Origin of the sequence: Lysobacter antibioticus, from assembly GCF_000731095.1 — a bacterium.
Lineage (GTDB): Bacteria > Pseudomonadota > Gammaproteobacteria > Xanthomonadales > Xanthomonadaceae > Lysobacter > Lysobacter antibioticus_B.
Genome location: NZ_JMTZ01000019.1, coordinates 1 through 14,753 on the forward strand (window position 1 = coordinate 1; position 14,753 = coordinate 14,753).

At 66.5% G+C, this 14,753-nt stretch carries 11 protein-coding genes; 7 read left to right on the forward strand and 4 right to left on the reverse strand.

What is annotated here, in order from left to right:
• A partial coding sequence (locus EX88_RS25805) for a DUF6531 domain-containing protein (protein ID WP_161786083.1) occupies positions 1 to 2,267 on the reverse strand: 2,267 nt, incomplete at its 3' end.
• A gap of 640 nt (positions 2,268 to 2,907) precedes the next feature.
• Here EX88_RS25805 and EX88_RS0107435 point away from each other — a divergent pair.
• Entirely contained in the window at positions 2,908 to 3,444 is a 537-nt protein-coding gene (locus tag EX88_RS0107435) for a hypothetical protein (protein ID WP_031371369.1), read from the forward strand.
• A gap of 232 nt (positions 3,445 to 3,676) precedes the next feature.
• Here EX88_RS0107435 and EX88_RS0107440 read toward each other — a convergent pair whose 3' ends face one another.
• Entirely contained in the window at positions 3,677 to 4,174 is a 498-nt protein-coding gene (locus EX88_RS0107440; protein WP_152566149.1) for a hypothetical protein, read from the reverse strand.
• 531 nt (positions 4,175 to 4,705) lie between these two features.
• Between EX88_RS0107440 and EX88_RS0107445 the strand changes: the two genes are divergently transcribed.
• The 3 genes from EX88_RS0107445 to pyk all read left to right on the forward strand — a co-directional run bounded on the left by EX88_RS0107445 (position 4,706) and on the right by pyk (position 9,336).
• A complete protein-coding gene (locus tag EX88_RS0107445; protein WP_051884688.1) occupies positions 4,706 to 5,809 on the forward strand; it encodes a TlpA family protein disulfide reductase in 1,104 nt (367 codons plus the stop codon).
• The gene (locus tag EX88_RS0107450) at positions 5,810 to 7,612 is read left to right on the forward strand and encodes a protein-disulfide reductase DsbD family protein (RefSeq protein WP_051884689.1); all 1,803 of its coding nucleotides are present in this window, start codon (positions 5,810 to 5,812) and stop codon (positions 7,610 to 7,612) included.
• A 257-nt stretch (positions 7,613 to 7,869) separates the two neighbouring features.
• Positions 7,870 to 9,336, forward strand: a complete 1,467-nt coding sequence (gene pyk / locus EX88_RS0107455; protein WP_031371373.1) for a pyruvate kinase — start codon at positions 7,870 to 7,872, stop codon at positions 9,334 to 9,336.
• Positions 9,337 to 9,507: 171 nt separating this feature from the next.
• On the opposite strand, the gene EX88_RS0107460 is transcribed toward pyk, so the two are convergent.
• Complete coding sequence (locus tag EX88_RS0107460) at positions 9,508 to 10,845, reverse strand: SH3 domain-containing protein (protein WP_031371374.1); 1,338 nt, start codon at positions 10,843 to 10,845, stop codon at positions 9,508 to 9,510.
• Positions 10,846 to 11,154: 309 nt separating this feature from the next.
• Between EX88_RS0107460 and EX88_RS0107465 the strand changes: the two genes are divergently transcribed.
• The 3 genes from EX88_RS0107465 (at position 11,155) to EX88_RS0107475 (ending at position 13,612) form a co-directional block, all read left to right on the forward strand.
• Positions 11,155 to 12,165 (forward strand): class I fructose-bisphosphate aldolase, encoded by a 1,011-nt coding sequence (locus EX88_RS0107465; RefSeq protein WP_031371375.1) that lies wholly within the window; start codon positions 11,155 to 11,157, stop codon positions 12,163 to 12,165.
• A gap of 94 nt (positions 12,166 to 12,259) precedes the next feature.
• Entirely contained in the window at positions 12,260 to 12,886 is a 627-nt protein-coding gene (locus EX88_RS0107470; protein WP_031371376.1) for a LysE family translocator, read from the forward strand.
• Between the two features lie 126 nt (positions 12,887 to 13,012).
• Entirely contained in the window at positions 13,013 to 13,612 is a 600-nt protein-coding gene (locus EX88_RS0107475) for a hypothetical protein (protein ID WP_152566150.1), read from the forward strand.
• 30 nt (positions 13,613 to 13,642) lie between these two features.
• Here EX88_RS0107475 and cysK read toward each other — a convergent pair whose 3' ends face one another.
• The gene (gene cysK / locus EX88_RS0107480) at positions 13,643 to 14,599 is read right to left on the reverse strand and encodes a cysteine synthase A (RefSeq protein ID WP_031371378.1); all 957 of its coding nucleotides are present in this window, start codon (positions 14,597 to 14,599) and stop codon (positions 13,643 to 13,645) included.
• Positions 14,600 to 14,753: the final 154 nt, after the last annotated feature.

Consider the following 14,753-nt stretch of genomic DNA (forward strand, 5'->3'; position numbering starts at 1 on the left):
CGCTTGACCAGGCCGGTCGGCCAGTACTCGACCCGGGTGATGCGGTCGTCGGTCTCCACATTGTTGTCGGCGCCGCGCACCTTCGTCGCGGCGAGCCAACCGCGCGGGTGGTACTCGTAATCGGTGACGATGCCGTTGGCGTCGACGACCGACAACGGACGTCCCTGCGGGTCGTAACCGAAGGTCTCGGTGCTGCGGCCCAGCGCGTCGACGACCTTGCGCAGGTCGCCCTTGCGGTAGGTGCACAGCGCTGGCTGGGTCGCGCAAGTGCTGTCGTCGCTGCCGTAGTACTGGAACGTCGTGATGTCGTTGACGTCGGTGCGCGGGCCGTCGACCGACTTGACCAGGCCCAGGATCGGGCAGGTGCTGTTGCTCGCGACCACGTCGGCCGCTTCGCAGTAGGCATACGCGGTCGTGCGGGTCTGGTTGCTGATGGTGTCGCGCACGGTGACCGTGACCGGCTGCAGGCGCGCGTTGCGGACGATGCGGGTCTCGCGATTGCCGACCTGGGTCAATACGGTGCGGTTGCTGGCGAGGTCGCGGCGTTCCGCGCTGCTGCGCTCCTGCGCGAGGCCGACCGCTTCTTTGACCGTATGCGTGCGCGCCGGCTGTCCGGTCACCGGGTCATTCGCATCGGCATACGTGTGCTTGGTCTGGGTGCCGTTGCGGTCGGTGACGGTGTCGAGGCGGCGGCGGAAGTCGGTGGCGGTATCGGTATATGTCTGCGTCACCGAGCCGCGACTGTCGGTGAATCCGGAGACCTTGCGGGGCAGGGCACCAGAGCCTGGGGTCAGGCCATAATCCTCTTGCTGGCCGAGCGCTCCGGTAACTACCGCTCCGCCGGCCGAGGTGTAAGCGAGGCTGACGCCATCCGCGCCTCCGGCATGAACGCTGGATATAACTCGACCCTGTCCGTCATACGAGAACGTACTGAACCGCGCGTTGTCCTCGGTGCTGACACCCGTCAGATGCTTGGTGAAACGAGTATCTTCGTAGTGATACTTACGCGACTTCCCATCCGCGTAGGTTGCGGTTTCTATCAGGCCGACCGTTGGAAAGTTGGGAAACTCGTAAAGGTAGGTATAACTGACGAGTGTCGTGCCTTCCGACGAGATCGAACTGATCGGAGAGTCGATCGCGGAGCCTTCGTAGTGCAGTTCGAGGGATCGTCCACTCGTATGGGTGACGCGCTCGATACGACCGTAATTATCGTAAGAGTAGGACAGCGAAATACCGCTATCGAGCAAGAACTGTAGAGGGCGCCCTTCATTGTCGAAAATAAGTGTGCTGCCATCGGTATGAAGCATCCAGCCGGAGCCATTGGCGACAAGGCGATCGCCACTGTCATCCGTTGCCAGATAGGTTGTCCCGTCCTGACGAAACCGGCGCTGGTAACCGCTGCTGTCGATCAGGCCGATGCTGGTGCCGTCAATCGCCAGGCGAGTAGATAGCGAGTGTGTCCAGCCTGGCCCGAAGCCACCGTTGCTGGTCGCAGAGCCCGAATGATAGAAACGGCGGAACGCAATCCACCCCAGATCGAAATCCTGCTGAGTTTCGAACTTCTCGCCTGTCTTTACGTCGCACGGATTCCCGACGAGACCGCTGGCTTGGCCCGCCGTGCCTTCGCATGAATTGACTTTACCGGCGAGGGTGGCGGTGATTTCGGTATTTACGCAGGCGTTGTACTCGTCACTCCATTGTGTATGCCCATTCGGACACTCGATTCGCCTGGTTCGACCGATGTTGGTGGGGCCGAAGTCGTGCAGGGTGCATGGGGAGTCTGGTGTGTTTTTACCGACCTTGACGAGCTGCGAGTAACTTCTCTTCTCCATCCGCCCTTCGTAGCCTGGCTGCGATTCTTGCCAGTCATTGAGTGGTTCGGCGACGGCAGAAGGCGCGCAGGCAGCGCTCATCCCGTCCAGGGTCTGTTTGATCTTCGTGGCCGCATCGGCTTCCGTAACGAAGCCGCTTCCATATACGGTGCCGTACTTCCAGTCTGGATCGGTCGGCTGGTCCTTGCCCATCCAGTACGTGATGAGGACGTTGCCCTCTTCATCTATCTTCGTGCTCTTTATTTGCTCGACGAACTGATAGGCGCCCTCTGTTTCGGGTGTGGGCGCCGGTAGCTCCCAGATCGCCTCGACAGCTTCTTGTTGAGTGTTGTACTCGGTCGATTGTCCCGCCGGATCGGAGATCTTCCACTTATTTCCGCTTTCTTGTGCAGAAACGCCGGCGCTAAACGAGTAGCACATTACAGCGGCGAACAAGCTACGGCTCATGGTCGAGTGGGCAATCTGGAGTAGCCCTCTCGCTGAACTCACTCTTGAAAATGGTTGGTGAAGTCTCAAAGGCATACCTAATCCTTGGTAAAAGTCGCTGGCACGACAAGCGGGCCCCGTTAGGCTCCGAATGGGGCGCGACGGAGCTGCGAATAAAGGTGAGGTTTGATGCAGATGGGTGGCGTCTTCCCTCCGTGGCGACGCAATAGATCGATAGGGGCCCAGTTCCGTGGCCGTACTAGATTCTCGTCAGGGGAACCCTAAAGTGCAAGCGTCTCGTTGCTTGCGATGAGGGCTGATTGCCGGGTTATGTGTGTTTTATTGCAATGCGCCATCGCGCAGGAGTAAACGAAAGTATCGGTGACCTTTTCCTTTGCATCAGCCGAATAGGTTGGGCTTAAAGGTTCTGGGTCGGCGGTCGTGGGGTTGGCATGCGAACTCGGCCCGAGATATGTCGATGGCGATCAAGGCCTCGGCCCCTGGACCTGCACCGCTGCAAGCGGCTTCTCGGTCGCACCTAGCAATGCCCAGATAATCGGGTGGAGCTGTGGCTGGCCGTACTGGATTCTCATCCCTGCTTCGTCATGACTAGCGGATACACGATCCGCAACCGGAACTCAGAGGAACCATGTCCAACTACTGCAACAAGCTCCTGTCTGTCGCCGCCTTGGCCGTGGCGCTGGCGCCCGCCCTGGCTTCGGCGCAAGACACCACCGCCAAGCGGGTGGCCGATTTCGTCGAGTGCAAGCTCAGCATGGAGCAGGTCAATGCGTTCGGCGACGAGCTCAACGCTGAGCAGATCCAGGGCCTGGCCCAGACCGACGACGGCGGCGACGCCGCGTTGATGCTGTGGAAGAGCGCGCAGCCGTTGTCTGCCTGGGGCGAGAAGTCGAGCTACGTCAATTTCCCGAGCCGTCAGGAAATGCACCTTGCCTATAAGGTGCCGGTGGGGCAGGAATTGAAGGTCGGCGAGGCGCTGGCCAAGCGCATCGGCGGCATGAGCCCGCGCCCCGACCTGGCGGCCATGATCGAGACTTACAACTGGAAGGGGCTGGACTATCGCAAGGCGTTGCCGGGCGAGAAAACGGTGCGCGTGTTGGTCGATGTGTCCTATGCGCCGGGCTGGGTCACGGTCGGCTGCGGTTACGGCGACGCGATCCAATAAGCGGCGTTATCGTTACCCGAGGGTCGTGGCGGTACCGCTGCGATGCGATGGCATCGCCTTGGCGATGCCGGTAGGCGGTTTTCCATATCGCCGACGATCCGGGCGCCGGATCAGACCTTGTCGCGGTACGACACAGGCATTCGGGTTAACCCGAATGCCTGTTCTCGTTGGGACGCGGCGCAACCGGATCGAGGCGGTATGTATCCGGCGGTCGCCGTTAGTGTCCGCTCGCTCAGTAGCTGCCGCGGCCCAGGAAGGCAGCGCCGATCGTGCAATGCGTGCCGCAGGAGTTGCATTTGTCTTCGGCGCGTTTGTAACTCGCTTTCTCGTCGGCGGAGAGTTTCGCCAGTTCGGCCACGAACGCTTCGGAACCGGCACTGGTTTGCAAGAGCAGGCGTTCGGTGACCTCGCTGGCATCCATCGCGGCCTCGTACATCCCGTTGCAGCGGTAGTAGCAGAAGCCGTCGTGCACGGAGACCAGTTCGCGCGATCCGACTCCGGCCTTGGCCATCTCGGACTTGCAGCTCACCGTGGCGCCGGACAGGTAGCTGCGCATGGCGCAGGTGCCGTCCTTGCAGGTCAGGCCCGCGTCGCAGACGGCGATGTTGGTGGCGTCTTCGCCGCAGGCGCCGCCGGCCTGGCGGACGCTGTATTTCTTCTCCGCGAATGCGGCCGCGGAGGCTAGGACCAGGGACATCAGCAGGCAGCAGGCAAGGATGGGTTTCGTCATATTCAATCTCCCTTTGAGAGTGCGAACGACAACTGCGTCGTGATGGCGAATGCCGTGGTCGGGCGTGCGGACTGCGATGAGCGTGAGCGGGCTGTGGATCCTCCAGTGGGCGGGTTGGCGTATACGCAGGGGCGATTTCGCTTACGGGATGGAGAATGTCGCGAGCGTTCGCGAGTGCTCGTGCGGTGTTGCCGAGCGAGCTTAGGGTGCGCTCGCGAATCGAGAACGTGACTGCCTCAGCGGCGTGAGCGAGGGTGAGGTTGATGCGCGCGAGCCAGCGCAGATCGGCGTCGGAGCGGATGCATGCACGAGGCCGATGCCGCGCAATCGCCGGGCTCTTCGCGCTGCAGCGGGGCAGCCGCCGACGTAGCAACTGGTCCGGTCGGATTCGCGGGGACTGGCTCACTCAAGGAACCAGTCGGGCCGTAGCGTGAGGCCTCGAAGTGGCGATGCATGCGAGGGCGGCCTCGGCCGACCGTGCCCGGTGGGCCGATCGCGCATCGCCTTGCTGTCCCTTATCGAGGAATCCGTATGACTGTGTACTCCTCGCGCCTGTGGGCGCGAACGTCGGTGGCTGCCTGTGTTTTGCTCGCGCTGTGGTGGTCGGGCGGCGTTCGGCCAGCACGGGCCGAAACCGGCAAGGACTACGCGCAACAGGTCGGCGCGCGCCTGGTCGGGCGAGCGGTGCCGGCGCTCGTTCTGACTACCGTCGATGGTCAGCGCTTGGACTTGGGCGCATTGCGCGGCCGCAAGGCGGTGTATCTGAAGTTCTGGGCCACCTGGTGCGTGCCCTGTCGCGAGCAGATGCCGCATTTCGAGAAGGCACAGCGCAGCGCCGGCGACGATCTGCAGGTGATCGCGATCAATATCGGTTTCGACGACACGGCCGAGCAGATCAAGGCCTATCGGCGAGAGCTCGGCTTGAGCATGCCGATCGTGCGCGACGATGACGGTTCGCTTGGCGAACGCTTCGGTTTGCGGGTCACCCCGCAGCACGTGGTGATCGGCAAGGACGGCACCGTCCGTTACGTCGGGCATCTGGCCGATGCGCGGCTCGATGCCGCGGTCGCGCAGGCGCGGAGCATGCCGGCGTTCGACCCCCGCACGCTCGCCGCGGAAACGCCGGTCGCACCCGCACGGAATATTCTCCAAATCGGCGAGCCGGTGCCGACGTCGAAGATCCTCACCCTCGAAGCGCGCAAGCTCGCCTTGACCGATCCGGTGGGCCAGCGACCGAGCGTGTTGGCTTTCCTCTCGCCTTGGTGCGAAAGCTATTTGCAAAAGACGCGGCCGCAATCGTCGAAGCAATGCCGAGTGCTGCGCGAGCAATTGGTGTCGTTGGGGCGCGACCGTCGCGTGCGTTGGGTCGGCATCGCCTCGGGCTTGTGGGCGTCGGATCAGGACCTGCGTGATTATCGCAACGAGCATCGGGTGCCGGTGCCGTTGAGTCTGGATCGCGACGGCGTGCTGTTTCGTCGTTTCGGCATCCAGCGCGTGCCGGCCGTGCTGGTCGTCGGTGCCGATGGGCGGCTGCTGCGGCGCATCGAGGTCGACGAAGCGCTGCCGGCGCGTCTGCAGTCCCTGCTCGGTGGGGCGGGCGGCATGGCGCGCGGCAACGCGGCAGGGGCTCGTTGAATGACCGGCCTGCTGCGCGATGCCCTGCGATGGGCCGGCTCGACGGCACGCGGTCTGGCGTTGGCGGCGGCGGTGCTGCTGTCGCCTTCGATCGCGTTCGCCGAGGGAGCGACGACGAACAACGCTTACGACAGCAGCGCTTCCGACCCGAGCCGCTCGGTCGTCGATGCCGAGCCGCTGCCGGTCGAACAAGCTTTCGCACTCACCTCGAAACTGCTGGAAGACGGCAGCGTGGCCTTGGAATGGCGGATGCCGCCGGGCTATTACCTGTACCGCGACCGGTTTTCCCTGCAGGCCGCCGATGCGCCGCAGGCGCTCGGCGCGCTGCAATGGTCCGAAGGTCGTCAACACAAAGACCCGCAATTCGGCGAGGTCACGGTGTTCTACGAATATGCGCGACTGCGTGTCCCGCTGCAGTCGGGTGCGCCGCTGCCGCAGCGGTTGGAACTCAAACTGAGTTTTCAGGGTTGTCTGGAGAACAGCGTCTGTTATCCACCGACATTGCGGCGCTTGTCGCTCCAACTGCCGCCGTCGCTGCGTGCGCAGGAACAGGCCTCATCGCCCTGGCTGGGCATGTTGCTGATGGCGTTCGCCGGCGGCCTGCTGTTGAACCTGATGCCTTGCGTGTTGCCGGTGTTGTCGCTGAAAGCGTTCTCGATCCTGCACGCGGCCGACGACCCGGTCGGGGCCAAGCGGCGTGCGCTGGCCTACACCGCCGGCGTGGTGTCGTCGTTCGCCGCATTGGGCGGGGTGGTGCTGGCCATACGCGCGGCCGGCGGTGGCGCGGGCTGGGGTTTCCACATGCAGCAACCGTGGGTGATCGGCCTGTTGGTGCTGGTGATGTTGGCGGTCGGCTTGGGCTTGTCCGGCGTGGTGAATTTCGGCGCCGGTCTGACCGGTGTCGGTCAACGCCATGCCCAGGGCCGTGGGTTACTCGGCGACTTCGTCACCGGCGTGTTGGCCTGCGTCGTCGCCAGCCCGTGCACTGCGCCGTTCATGGGCGCGTCGCTGGCCTATGCCTTGGCTTCGCCGCAGCCGTGGCTGGCGTTGGCGGTATTCGTCGTGCTGGGGCTCGGGCTGGCGGCGCCGTTCCTGTTGATCGCATTCGTGCCGCGCGCCGCACGCTGGCTGCCCAGGCCGGGGGCCTGGATGGACGGCTTGAAGCAATGGCTGGCCTTCCCGATGTACGCCACTGCGGTGTGGCTGCTGTGGGTACTCGGCAAGCAGCGCGGCGTGGACGCGATGGCGATCGTATTGTTGGCCGCGCTGGTGCTGATCCTGGGGCTGTGGTGGTTCGAGAAGAATCGCTTCGGCGGGGCCCGGCACCGCCTGCTCGCGGTCCTCATCGTTGCCTTGCCGCTCTCGCCGCTGGCGATGTTGGGTGCGCGCACAGGCGATGCGGGGCCGTCCGTCGCGTCGAAAGCCGAACTGCCGTCCGGCGCCGAGCGTTTCAGCCCCGCACGGCTGGCCGAGTTGCGCGGTCAGGGCCGAGCGGTGTTCGTCAACGTCACCGCCGACTGGTGCCTGACTTGCAAGGTCAACCAGGCCGCGGTGCTCGAACGCGACGGCTTTCGCGCCCTGCTGAAAGATGCCGATGCGGTGTACTTGGTCGCGGACTACACCCAGCCCGATGCGGCCATCGCCGCCTTGCTGAAGCAGCAGGGCGAGGTCGGCGTGCCCTTGTACGTTGGTTACGACCGCGAAGGGCGGCGGACGAAACTGCCCGCGGTGCTGTCCTTGCAGGGCATCGTCGATGCCCTGGCGCAGGGCGGCTCGCCGGCAACGTCGAGGGTGGGCGGCTAGGGCGGCCGTTCCGTTTTCGGAGGCGCGCGCCGTCGCAGTGTGCAATCGCCGATTCGGCCGGCATACGGCAGCGCATTGCGAGAGTGGCGCTCGCATCGGTGAAGCCGGCGCCGGCAAACCAGGCCTCGGCAGATCAGACATCGGTAAATCGGGATGATTTTTTCCAATCGCGGGTATCGAGCGAATGTGCTCGCGCACAGCGGGTTCGACCGTCGCCGAAGCTGTGCTAGTTTGGCCGACAGCCAAGAGAGCCCGCCATGTCCTCAAGCCCGCGACGCACCAAGATTCTCGCTACCCTCGGCCCGGCCACCGATCCGCCGGGCGTGCTCGACGCCTTGCTCAACGCCGGCGTCGATGTCGTCCGCCTGAATTTCTCGCACGGCGATCCGTCCTCGCAGGTCGCGCGCGCCCAGGCCGTGCGCGAGGCCGCGCTGCGGGTCGGCGTGGAGGTCGGCATCCTCGCCGATCTGCCCGGGCCGAAGATACGCATCGAGCGCTTCGCCGAAGGCCGGGTCCTGCTCAAGGCCGGCGACCGCTTCGACCTGATCGCCAGTGCGAGCGCCCCTCCGGGCAATCTGCGCGAGGTCGGGGTGAGCTATCTGGGCCTGCCCAACGACGTCACGCCCGGCGACGTGCTGTTGCTCGACGACGGCCTGCTGCAACTGCGGGTCGGCGCGGTCGACGGCGAGCGCATCATCACCACCGTGCTCAACGACGGCGCCCTGTCGGACCGCAAGGGCCTGAACAAGCTCGGCGGCGGCCTGTCCCTGGGCGCGCTGACCGAGCGCGACAAGGAACTGATCCTGGTCGCCGCCGAACTCGGCGCCGACTTCATCGCGGTGTCGTTCTGCCGCAATGCCGAGGACATGCACGAGGCCCGCCGCATCGCCCGCGCCGCCGGCAGCGATGCCGCGCTGGTGTCGAAAATCGAGCGAGCCGAAGCCATCGAAAACCTGGCCGAAATCGTCGACGCCAGCGACGTGGTCATGGTCGCGCGCGGCGACCTCGGCGTGGAAATCGGCGATGCCGAACTGCCGGGCCTGCAGAAGAAGATCATCCGCGAATCGCTGGCGCGCAACCGCGTGGTCATCACCGCCACGCAGATGATGCAATCGATGGTCGACAACCCGATCCCGACCCGCGCCGAAGTGCTGGACGTCGCCAACGCGGTGATCGACGGCACCGATGCGGTGATGCTGTCGCAGGAATCCGCGGCCGGGCGTTATCCGGTCAAGGCGGTCGAGGCGATGTCGCGCATCTGCCTCGGCGCCGAGCGCCAGTTCGACCACGACACCGATTTCGAAGCCGCGCCGCGCAACCTCGAGCGCGCCGACCAGGCCATCGCGATGGCGGCGATGTTCCTGTCCGAGCACATCGGCGTGCGCGCCATCGTCGCCATGACCGAATCCGGCGGCACCGTGCGTTTCCTCTCGCGCTTCCGCTCGAATGCACCGATCTACGCGTTCTCGCGCCACGGCGGCGCGCGCCGCCGCATGTCGATGATGCGCGACGTCTACCCGATCGATTTCGACAGCCGCGGCCTGGCCTCGCGCGACGCCGCGCGCAACGTCGTCAAGCAGTTGTTCGATGCCGGCAAGCTGGGCCAGGGCGAGCGGGTGATCTTCACCAGCGGCGACACCATGGAACAGCACGGCGCGACCAATACCCTGCGCCTGCTGCAAGTGGGCGAGGGCGGTTGCGCCGAGGGGCTCGGCGAGCTCTGAGGCGATATGGCGGCTCGGATAAGGAGCCGCCGAACCATCCCGGGTAGGAGCGGCGCAAGCCGCGACCGTGATACCGCGCTTACCTCGCTGCGGTGAGGTCCAGGTCGCGGCTCGTGACCGAAGGAAATCCAGCCGGACGCCGCTCCGCCCTAGGAGCGGCGCCGACACTCGTCAGACGCCGACGTAGCCGCCCGCATATACCGGTTTCCACTGGCCGGATTGCTGGCTCCAGATCTGATATTCGCTGCCTTCGTACTGGTGGAGGCGGAAGATCAGTTCGGCCACACCGTCGCCGTCCAGGTCCAGGGCGTCGTGGAAGGAATGCGACTCGACCCCGTCGCCGCCGGTCTCGCGTGCGACTTCCCCGACCTTGCGGTATTGCTTGCCCGAGGCCTCCAACAACAACACCGAGTCCAGGGTGGTATCGGCCTGGTCAGCGTTGCGCGGCGGCACCGCCGCCACTGCGGTGGCGACCAACAGGCGCTTGCCGCCCGCCAGGTCGAGCGCATGCACGCGCAGGCCGCTGCGCTCTTCCTCGTCATAAGGACGCAGCGCCTTTTCGACCGCGGCGCGGTCCAGGCGCTGCCGGCCCAGCACGGAACGCAGCTCGCGTTCGATCGCACGACGCTCGTCCGCGCTTACTTTCGCCGCGATGACGGCGGCACCGGCGCCGAGCGTTTCGTTGCTGGCCAGGCCGCTCAGGCGTTCGTCGCGTTCGGTCGCGGGCGGGCGACGGACCTGCGCTTCCATGCCGAGGCCGACGGCATCGCCGCGGTCGATGATCTGCACCAGCCCGTCGGCGGCGCCGTTGCGGTACAGGTGGAAACCGCGCCAGACCGCGTAGGTACTGTCCGGCGCCGCGGCATCGGCATAGCGGCCGCGGCCGTCGATGCGCGCGATCGTGGTCAGGTAGCCGCCGTCCACACCGAACAGCAGGCGCGGCTCGCCGGCCAGGCGCTCGACTTTGGGCGCGGTCATGCGCTCGCGGCGCGCGGTCGCGGCCTGCACCGCGGCGTTGTCGCCGTCGGCCTGTGCGGCATCGATCGCCAATTGATGGCTGTCGCGCGCGAACGGGCGCAGCGCGATCGCGCGCTCGGCGATGGTGCGCCGCTCGGCGCCGGCGGCGCGGCGGTAGTCCTGCTCCAGCGAAGCCGCGGTCGGCGCGCGCGGCCCGAGCAGGTCGGCGCGGATCCAGCCGACGGAGGGGTTGGGACGTTCGGAGGTCGCGCGCACCCATTCGCCGAACACGCATTGCACCTTGACCTCGGCGCCGATCGGCACCGACGTCACCGCACCCCCCTCGGCGCGCGGCAGCGAACGCATCCGCGCCGCATCGACGACGACGTAACGGACCGATGGCTGCGGATGCGATTCGCAATGGGCGACGGCTTCGCGGTAATCGCGGTCGGCGTCGTTGGACTGGGCGAGGGCGGTGGTGGCCGGCAACAGGCTAAGCGCACTGATGAGCGCTGCGGCCAGAATGCGGCGGCGGGAATGAAGATCGGACATGCGGAAGGCTTCCTTGCAGCGGTGAGAGGGCGGCGTCCATGGCGCGCCGGATGCCAGCGGATGCTCGGCGGTCGCCGCATGGGTGTCAACGCGGGACCGGTTCGCTGCCTTGGGGCTCCGGTCCGCGGGATCGGCGGTGCAGTCCGCCGCTGCCGGCATCCGCGTTTTGACATCGATGACGGCCATGCGCTGAAAACGGTTTCCGTCGAAACTGAGCGCAAGTGCCTGATTCGACAGGCCCAAGGAGGGGGCAAGGTTCACCGTCAGCGGCTATAATCGCGGGCTTCCCACCGCTGCCGCAGGATCTCCATGAGCATCGAACAGCTTGCCGAAACCGCCCAGGCCATGGTCGCCGCGGGCAAGGGCATCATCGCGATCGACGAGTCGAACGCCACCATCGCCAAGCGTTTCGCCGGCGTCGGCATCGACAACACCGAAGAAAATCGCCGCGCCTACCGCGAGCTGCTGCTCACCACGCCGAAGATCGGCGACTACATCTCCGGCGCGATCCTGTACGACGAAACCATCCGTCAGTCGACCAAGGCCGGCGTGCCGTTCACCAAGGTCATGATGGACAACGGCGTGATCCCGGGCATCAAGGTCGACAAGGGCCCGCAGCCGCTTGCCGGCTTCCCGGGCGAAGTCGTGACCGAGGGCCTCGACGGCCTGCGCGCGCGCCTGGAGGAGTACTACAAGCTCGGCGCCCGTTTCGCCAAGTGGCGCGCGGTCATCAACATCGGCGACGACATCCCGTCGGGCACCTGCATCGAGGCCAACAGCCACGCGCTGGCGCGTTACGCCGCGCTGTGCCAGGAGCAGGGCCTGGTGCCGATGGTCGAGCCGGAAGTCATCATGGACGGCAGCCACGACATCGACACCTGCTTCGAAGTCACCGAAGTGACCCTGCGTTCGCTGTTCGGCGCGCTGTATGAGCAGAGCGTGGTCCTCGAAGGCACCATCCTGAAGGCGTCGATGGTCCTGCCGGGCACCCTGGCCAGCGACCGCGCCAGCGTCGACGACGTCGCCGCAGCCACCCTGCAGTGCCTGAAGTCGACCGTGCCGGCGACCCTGCCGGGCATCGTGTTCCTGTCGGGCGGCCAGTCGGACGAGGACGCCACCGCGCACCTCAACGCGATGAACCAGATGGGCCCGAACCCGTGGCCGCTGTCGTTCTCCTACGGCCGCGCCATGCAGTCGGCGGCGCTGAAGCTGTGGTCGCAGGACCTGGTCGGCAACATCGCCAAGGCCCAGCAGACCGTGTACGAGCGCGCCAAGGCCAACGGCCTGGCGGCGCTGGGCCAGTGGAAGTCGGCGGCGTAAGCTTCGGCTACGACGCATCGGAAAAACGCCGGCCTCGCGCCGGCGTTTTTCGTTAGCGCCCACCGTTCCTTTCAACCTGCACGGACCCGGACGCATGGAAACCCAGTGGCTCGCTTTCTCCGTCGCCGCGCTGATGCTGACGCTAATGCCCGGCCCCGACACGTTCCTGGTGATCGGCAACGCGCTCGGCGGCGCGCGCCGCGGGCTTGCGGCGGTCGCCGGCATCACCTTCGGCGGGCTGTTCCATGTCGCGCTGTTCGCCTTGGGCGTGACCCAGTTGTTGATGTATTCCGAGCGCGCGTTCTGGACGGTGAAAATGCTCGGCGCTGCGTATCTGGCGTATCTCGGCGTGAAGGCCCTGCGCGCGGCGCTGCGGCCGCGCGCCGACGCGCCGTTGCCGGAGCTGGCCGCGCCCGCGACCGGGCTGTGGCGCGCGTTCGCGCAGGGCGCGCTGACTAACGCGCTCAATCCGAAGATCGCGATGTTCTATCTCGCGTTTCTGCCGCAATTCCTCGCCCCGGGCGCGCACATGGCGCGCGATTCGATGCTGATGATCGGCCTGCATTACAGCATCGGCGCGGTGTGGCTGTGCGTGGTCGCGGTGGCCGCCTCGCGCATGGCCGGGACCTTGCGCAGCGCGCGGACAGCGCGCGCGCTCGATGGCCTGATCGGCACCATGATGCTGGGCTTCGGCGCCAAGCTGGCGTGGTCGTCGCGCTGAGGCACGGCGTGCGGGCGTGACGGATCCGGCCCCGGCCCGTTAGGCTGGCGGGATCCGCAGCCGGCAAGGAGCCCCGCGATGAGCGACCACCGCACGCCCTTCATACCGCCGCAGGCGGCCACGCTGTTGCGCGCCGGCCGCAAGATCGAGGCGATCAAGCTGGTGCTGGATGCGAATCCGGGGCTGGGCCTGCGCGACGCGAAGGACGCGGTCGAGCATTACCAGCGCGAGCCTGCCGAAGGCGGGCATTCCCACGCCGCCCCGGACGAGGCACCGTCGCCGCCCGAGGGTTTCCCGGCGCAGGCCGAACTGGCGCTGCGCAGCGGCAACAAGATCGAGGCGGTCAAGATCGTGCGCGCGGTCCACCGGCTCGACCTGCGCGATGCGCTCGCGGTGGTCGATGCGCATTTGCGCGGGCAACACGCGGACGCGTCCACCACCGGGGTGGGCGCCGGTCGCGCCGATTTGCCCGCCGATGTAACTATGGCGCTGCTGCGCGGCGACCGGGTCGGTGCGCTCGAACTGCTGGAAAAAACCCACGGGCTTGCGAACGCGGAGGCGATCAAGCGCGTGCTCGACCACGAACGCCAGCGCAGCAAGCGCGGCCTGAGCGGCCGCGCCGACGGCACGGTCCGGCGCGACGAAAGCAACGCCGGGATGCTGTGGTGGGCGTTGCTGATCGCCGTTGCAGCAGTGACGCTGTGGTATCTCGTGTTCCGCAACTGAGCGCGCGAACGCCCGCGACCTGCCAGAGCCTCAGCCCAGCGAGGCCAGCCAGTCGTCGTCGCTGCCTTCGTTGATGCCTTCGAACAGGAAGGTGCTCAGGTAGCGCTCGCCGGTGTCGGGCAGCATCGCCAGGATCACCGCGCCGTGTTCGGCGGTGCGCGCGACTTCTAGCGCCGCGGCCGCGGTGGCGCCGGCCGAGATGCCGACGAAGATGCCTTCCTCCAGCGCCAGGCGGCGCGCGGTGTCGCGCGCGAGCACTTCGTCGACGGTCAGCACGTCGTGGGCGGCGTCGCGGTTGAGCACGGCCGGGACGAAGTCCGGGGTCCAGCCCTGGATCTTGTGCGGTTGCCAGGCGTTGCCGCTGAGCAGGGCCGCGCCGGCCGGTTCGCAGGCGGTGATGCGCACTTCCGGGCGCGCCACCCGCAGCACTTCGCCGACACCGGTGAGGGTGCCGCCGGTGCCCCAGCCGGTGACGAAATGATCGAGCCGACGGCCGGCGAAGTCCTGCAGGATCTCGGCCGCGGTGGTGTTGCGGTGATAGGCGGGGTTGGCCGGGTTCTCGAACTGGCGGGCGAGGAACCAGCCGTGTTTCGCCGCGAGTTCCTCGGCGCGCCGGACCATGCCGCTGCCGCGTTCGGCGGCCGGGGTCAGGATCACCTTGGCGCCGTAGGCGCGCATGAGCTTGCGGCGCTCCATCGAGAAGGTTTCGCTCATGGTGGCGACGAATTTGTAACCGAGTGCGGCGCAGACCATCGCCAGCGCCACGCCGGTGTTGCCCGAAGTCGCTTCGACCACGGTGTCGCCGGGCTTGATCAGCCCCTTGGCTTCGGCGTCGAGGATGATCGCCAGGGCCAGGCGGTCCTTGACCGAGCCGCCGGGATTGAAGGCTTCGACCTTGGCGTACAGGCTGACGTGCGCCGGGGCGAGGCGGTGCAGGCGGATCACCGGGGTGCGGCCGATGGTGTCGAGGATGCTGTCGTGGATCATGACCAGGCTCCAACTGGGGGACTCGCGGAGTATGAACTCCGTCCGTGCCGCCCGCGCCATCACGTTGATTACGGCGATGAAACATCGGCGCGGCAGTCGTCCAGGCCGACCTTCGTCGGCCGCATGCCGGCCCGAACACATCGCCGGGACGACT

Bases quoted from the DNA above. Each gene is read 5' to 3' on its own strand.
- EX88_RS0107435 (WP_031371369.1), top strand. From the start codon at position 2,908: ATGTCCAACTACTGCAACAAGCTCCTGTCTGTCGCCGCCTTGGCCGTG.
- EX88_RS0107440 (WP_152566149.1), bottom strand. From the start codon at position 4,174: ATGACGAAACCCATCCTTGCCTGCTGCCTGCTGATGTCCCTGGTCCTA.
- EX88_RS0107445 (WP_051884688.1), top strand. From the start codon at position 4,706: ATGACTGTGTACTCCTCGCGCCTGTGGGCGCGAACGTCGGTGGCTGCC.
- EX88_RS0107450 (WP_051884689.1), top strand. From the start codon at position 5,810: ATGACCGGCCTGCTGCGCGATGCCCTGCGATGGGCCGGCTCGACGGCA.
- pyk (WP_031371373.1), top strand. From the start codon at position 7,870: ATGTCCTCAAGCCCGCGACGCACCAAGATTCTCGCTACCCTCGGCCCG.
- EX88_RS0107460 (WP_031371374.1), bottom strand. From the start codon at position 10,845: ATGTCCGATCTTCATTCCCGCCGCCGCATTCTGGCCGCAGCGCTCATC.
- EX88_RS0107465 (WP_031371375.1), top strand. From the start codon at position 11,155: ATGAGCATCGAACAGCTTGCCGAAACCGCCCAGGCCATGGTCGCCGCG.
- EX88_RS0107470 (WP_031371376.1), top strand. From the start codon at position 12,260: ATGGAAACCCAGTGGCTCGCTTTCTCCGTCGCCGCGCTGATGCTGACG.
- cysK (WP_031371378.1), bottom strand. From the start codon at position 14,599: ATGATCCACGACAGCATCCTCGACACCATCGGCCGCACCCCGGTGATC.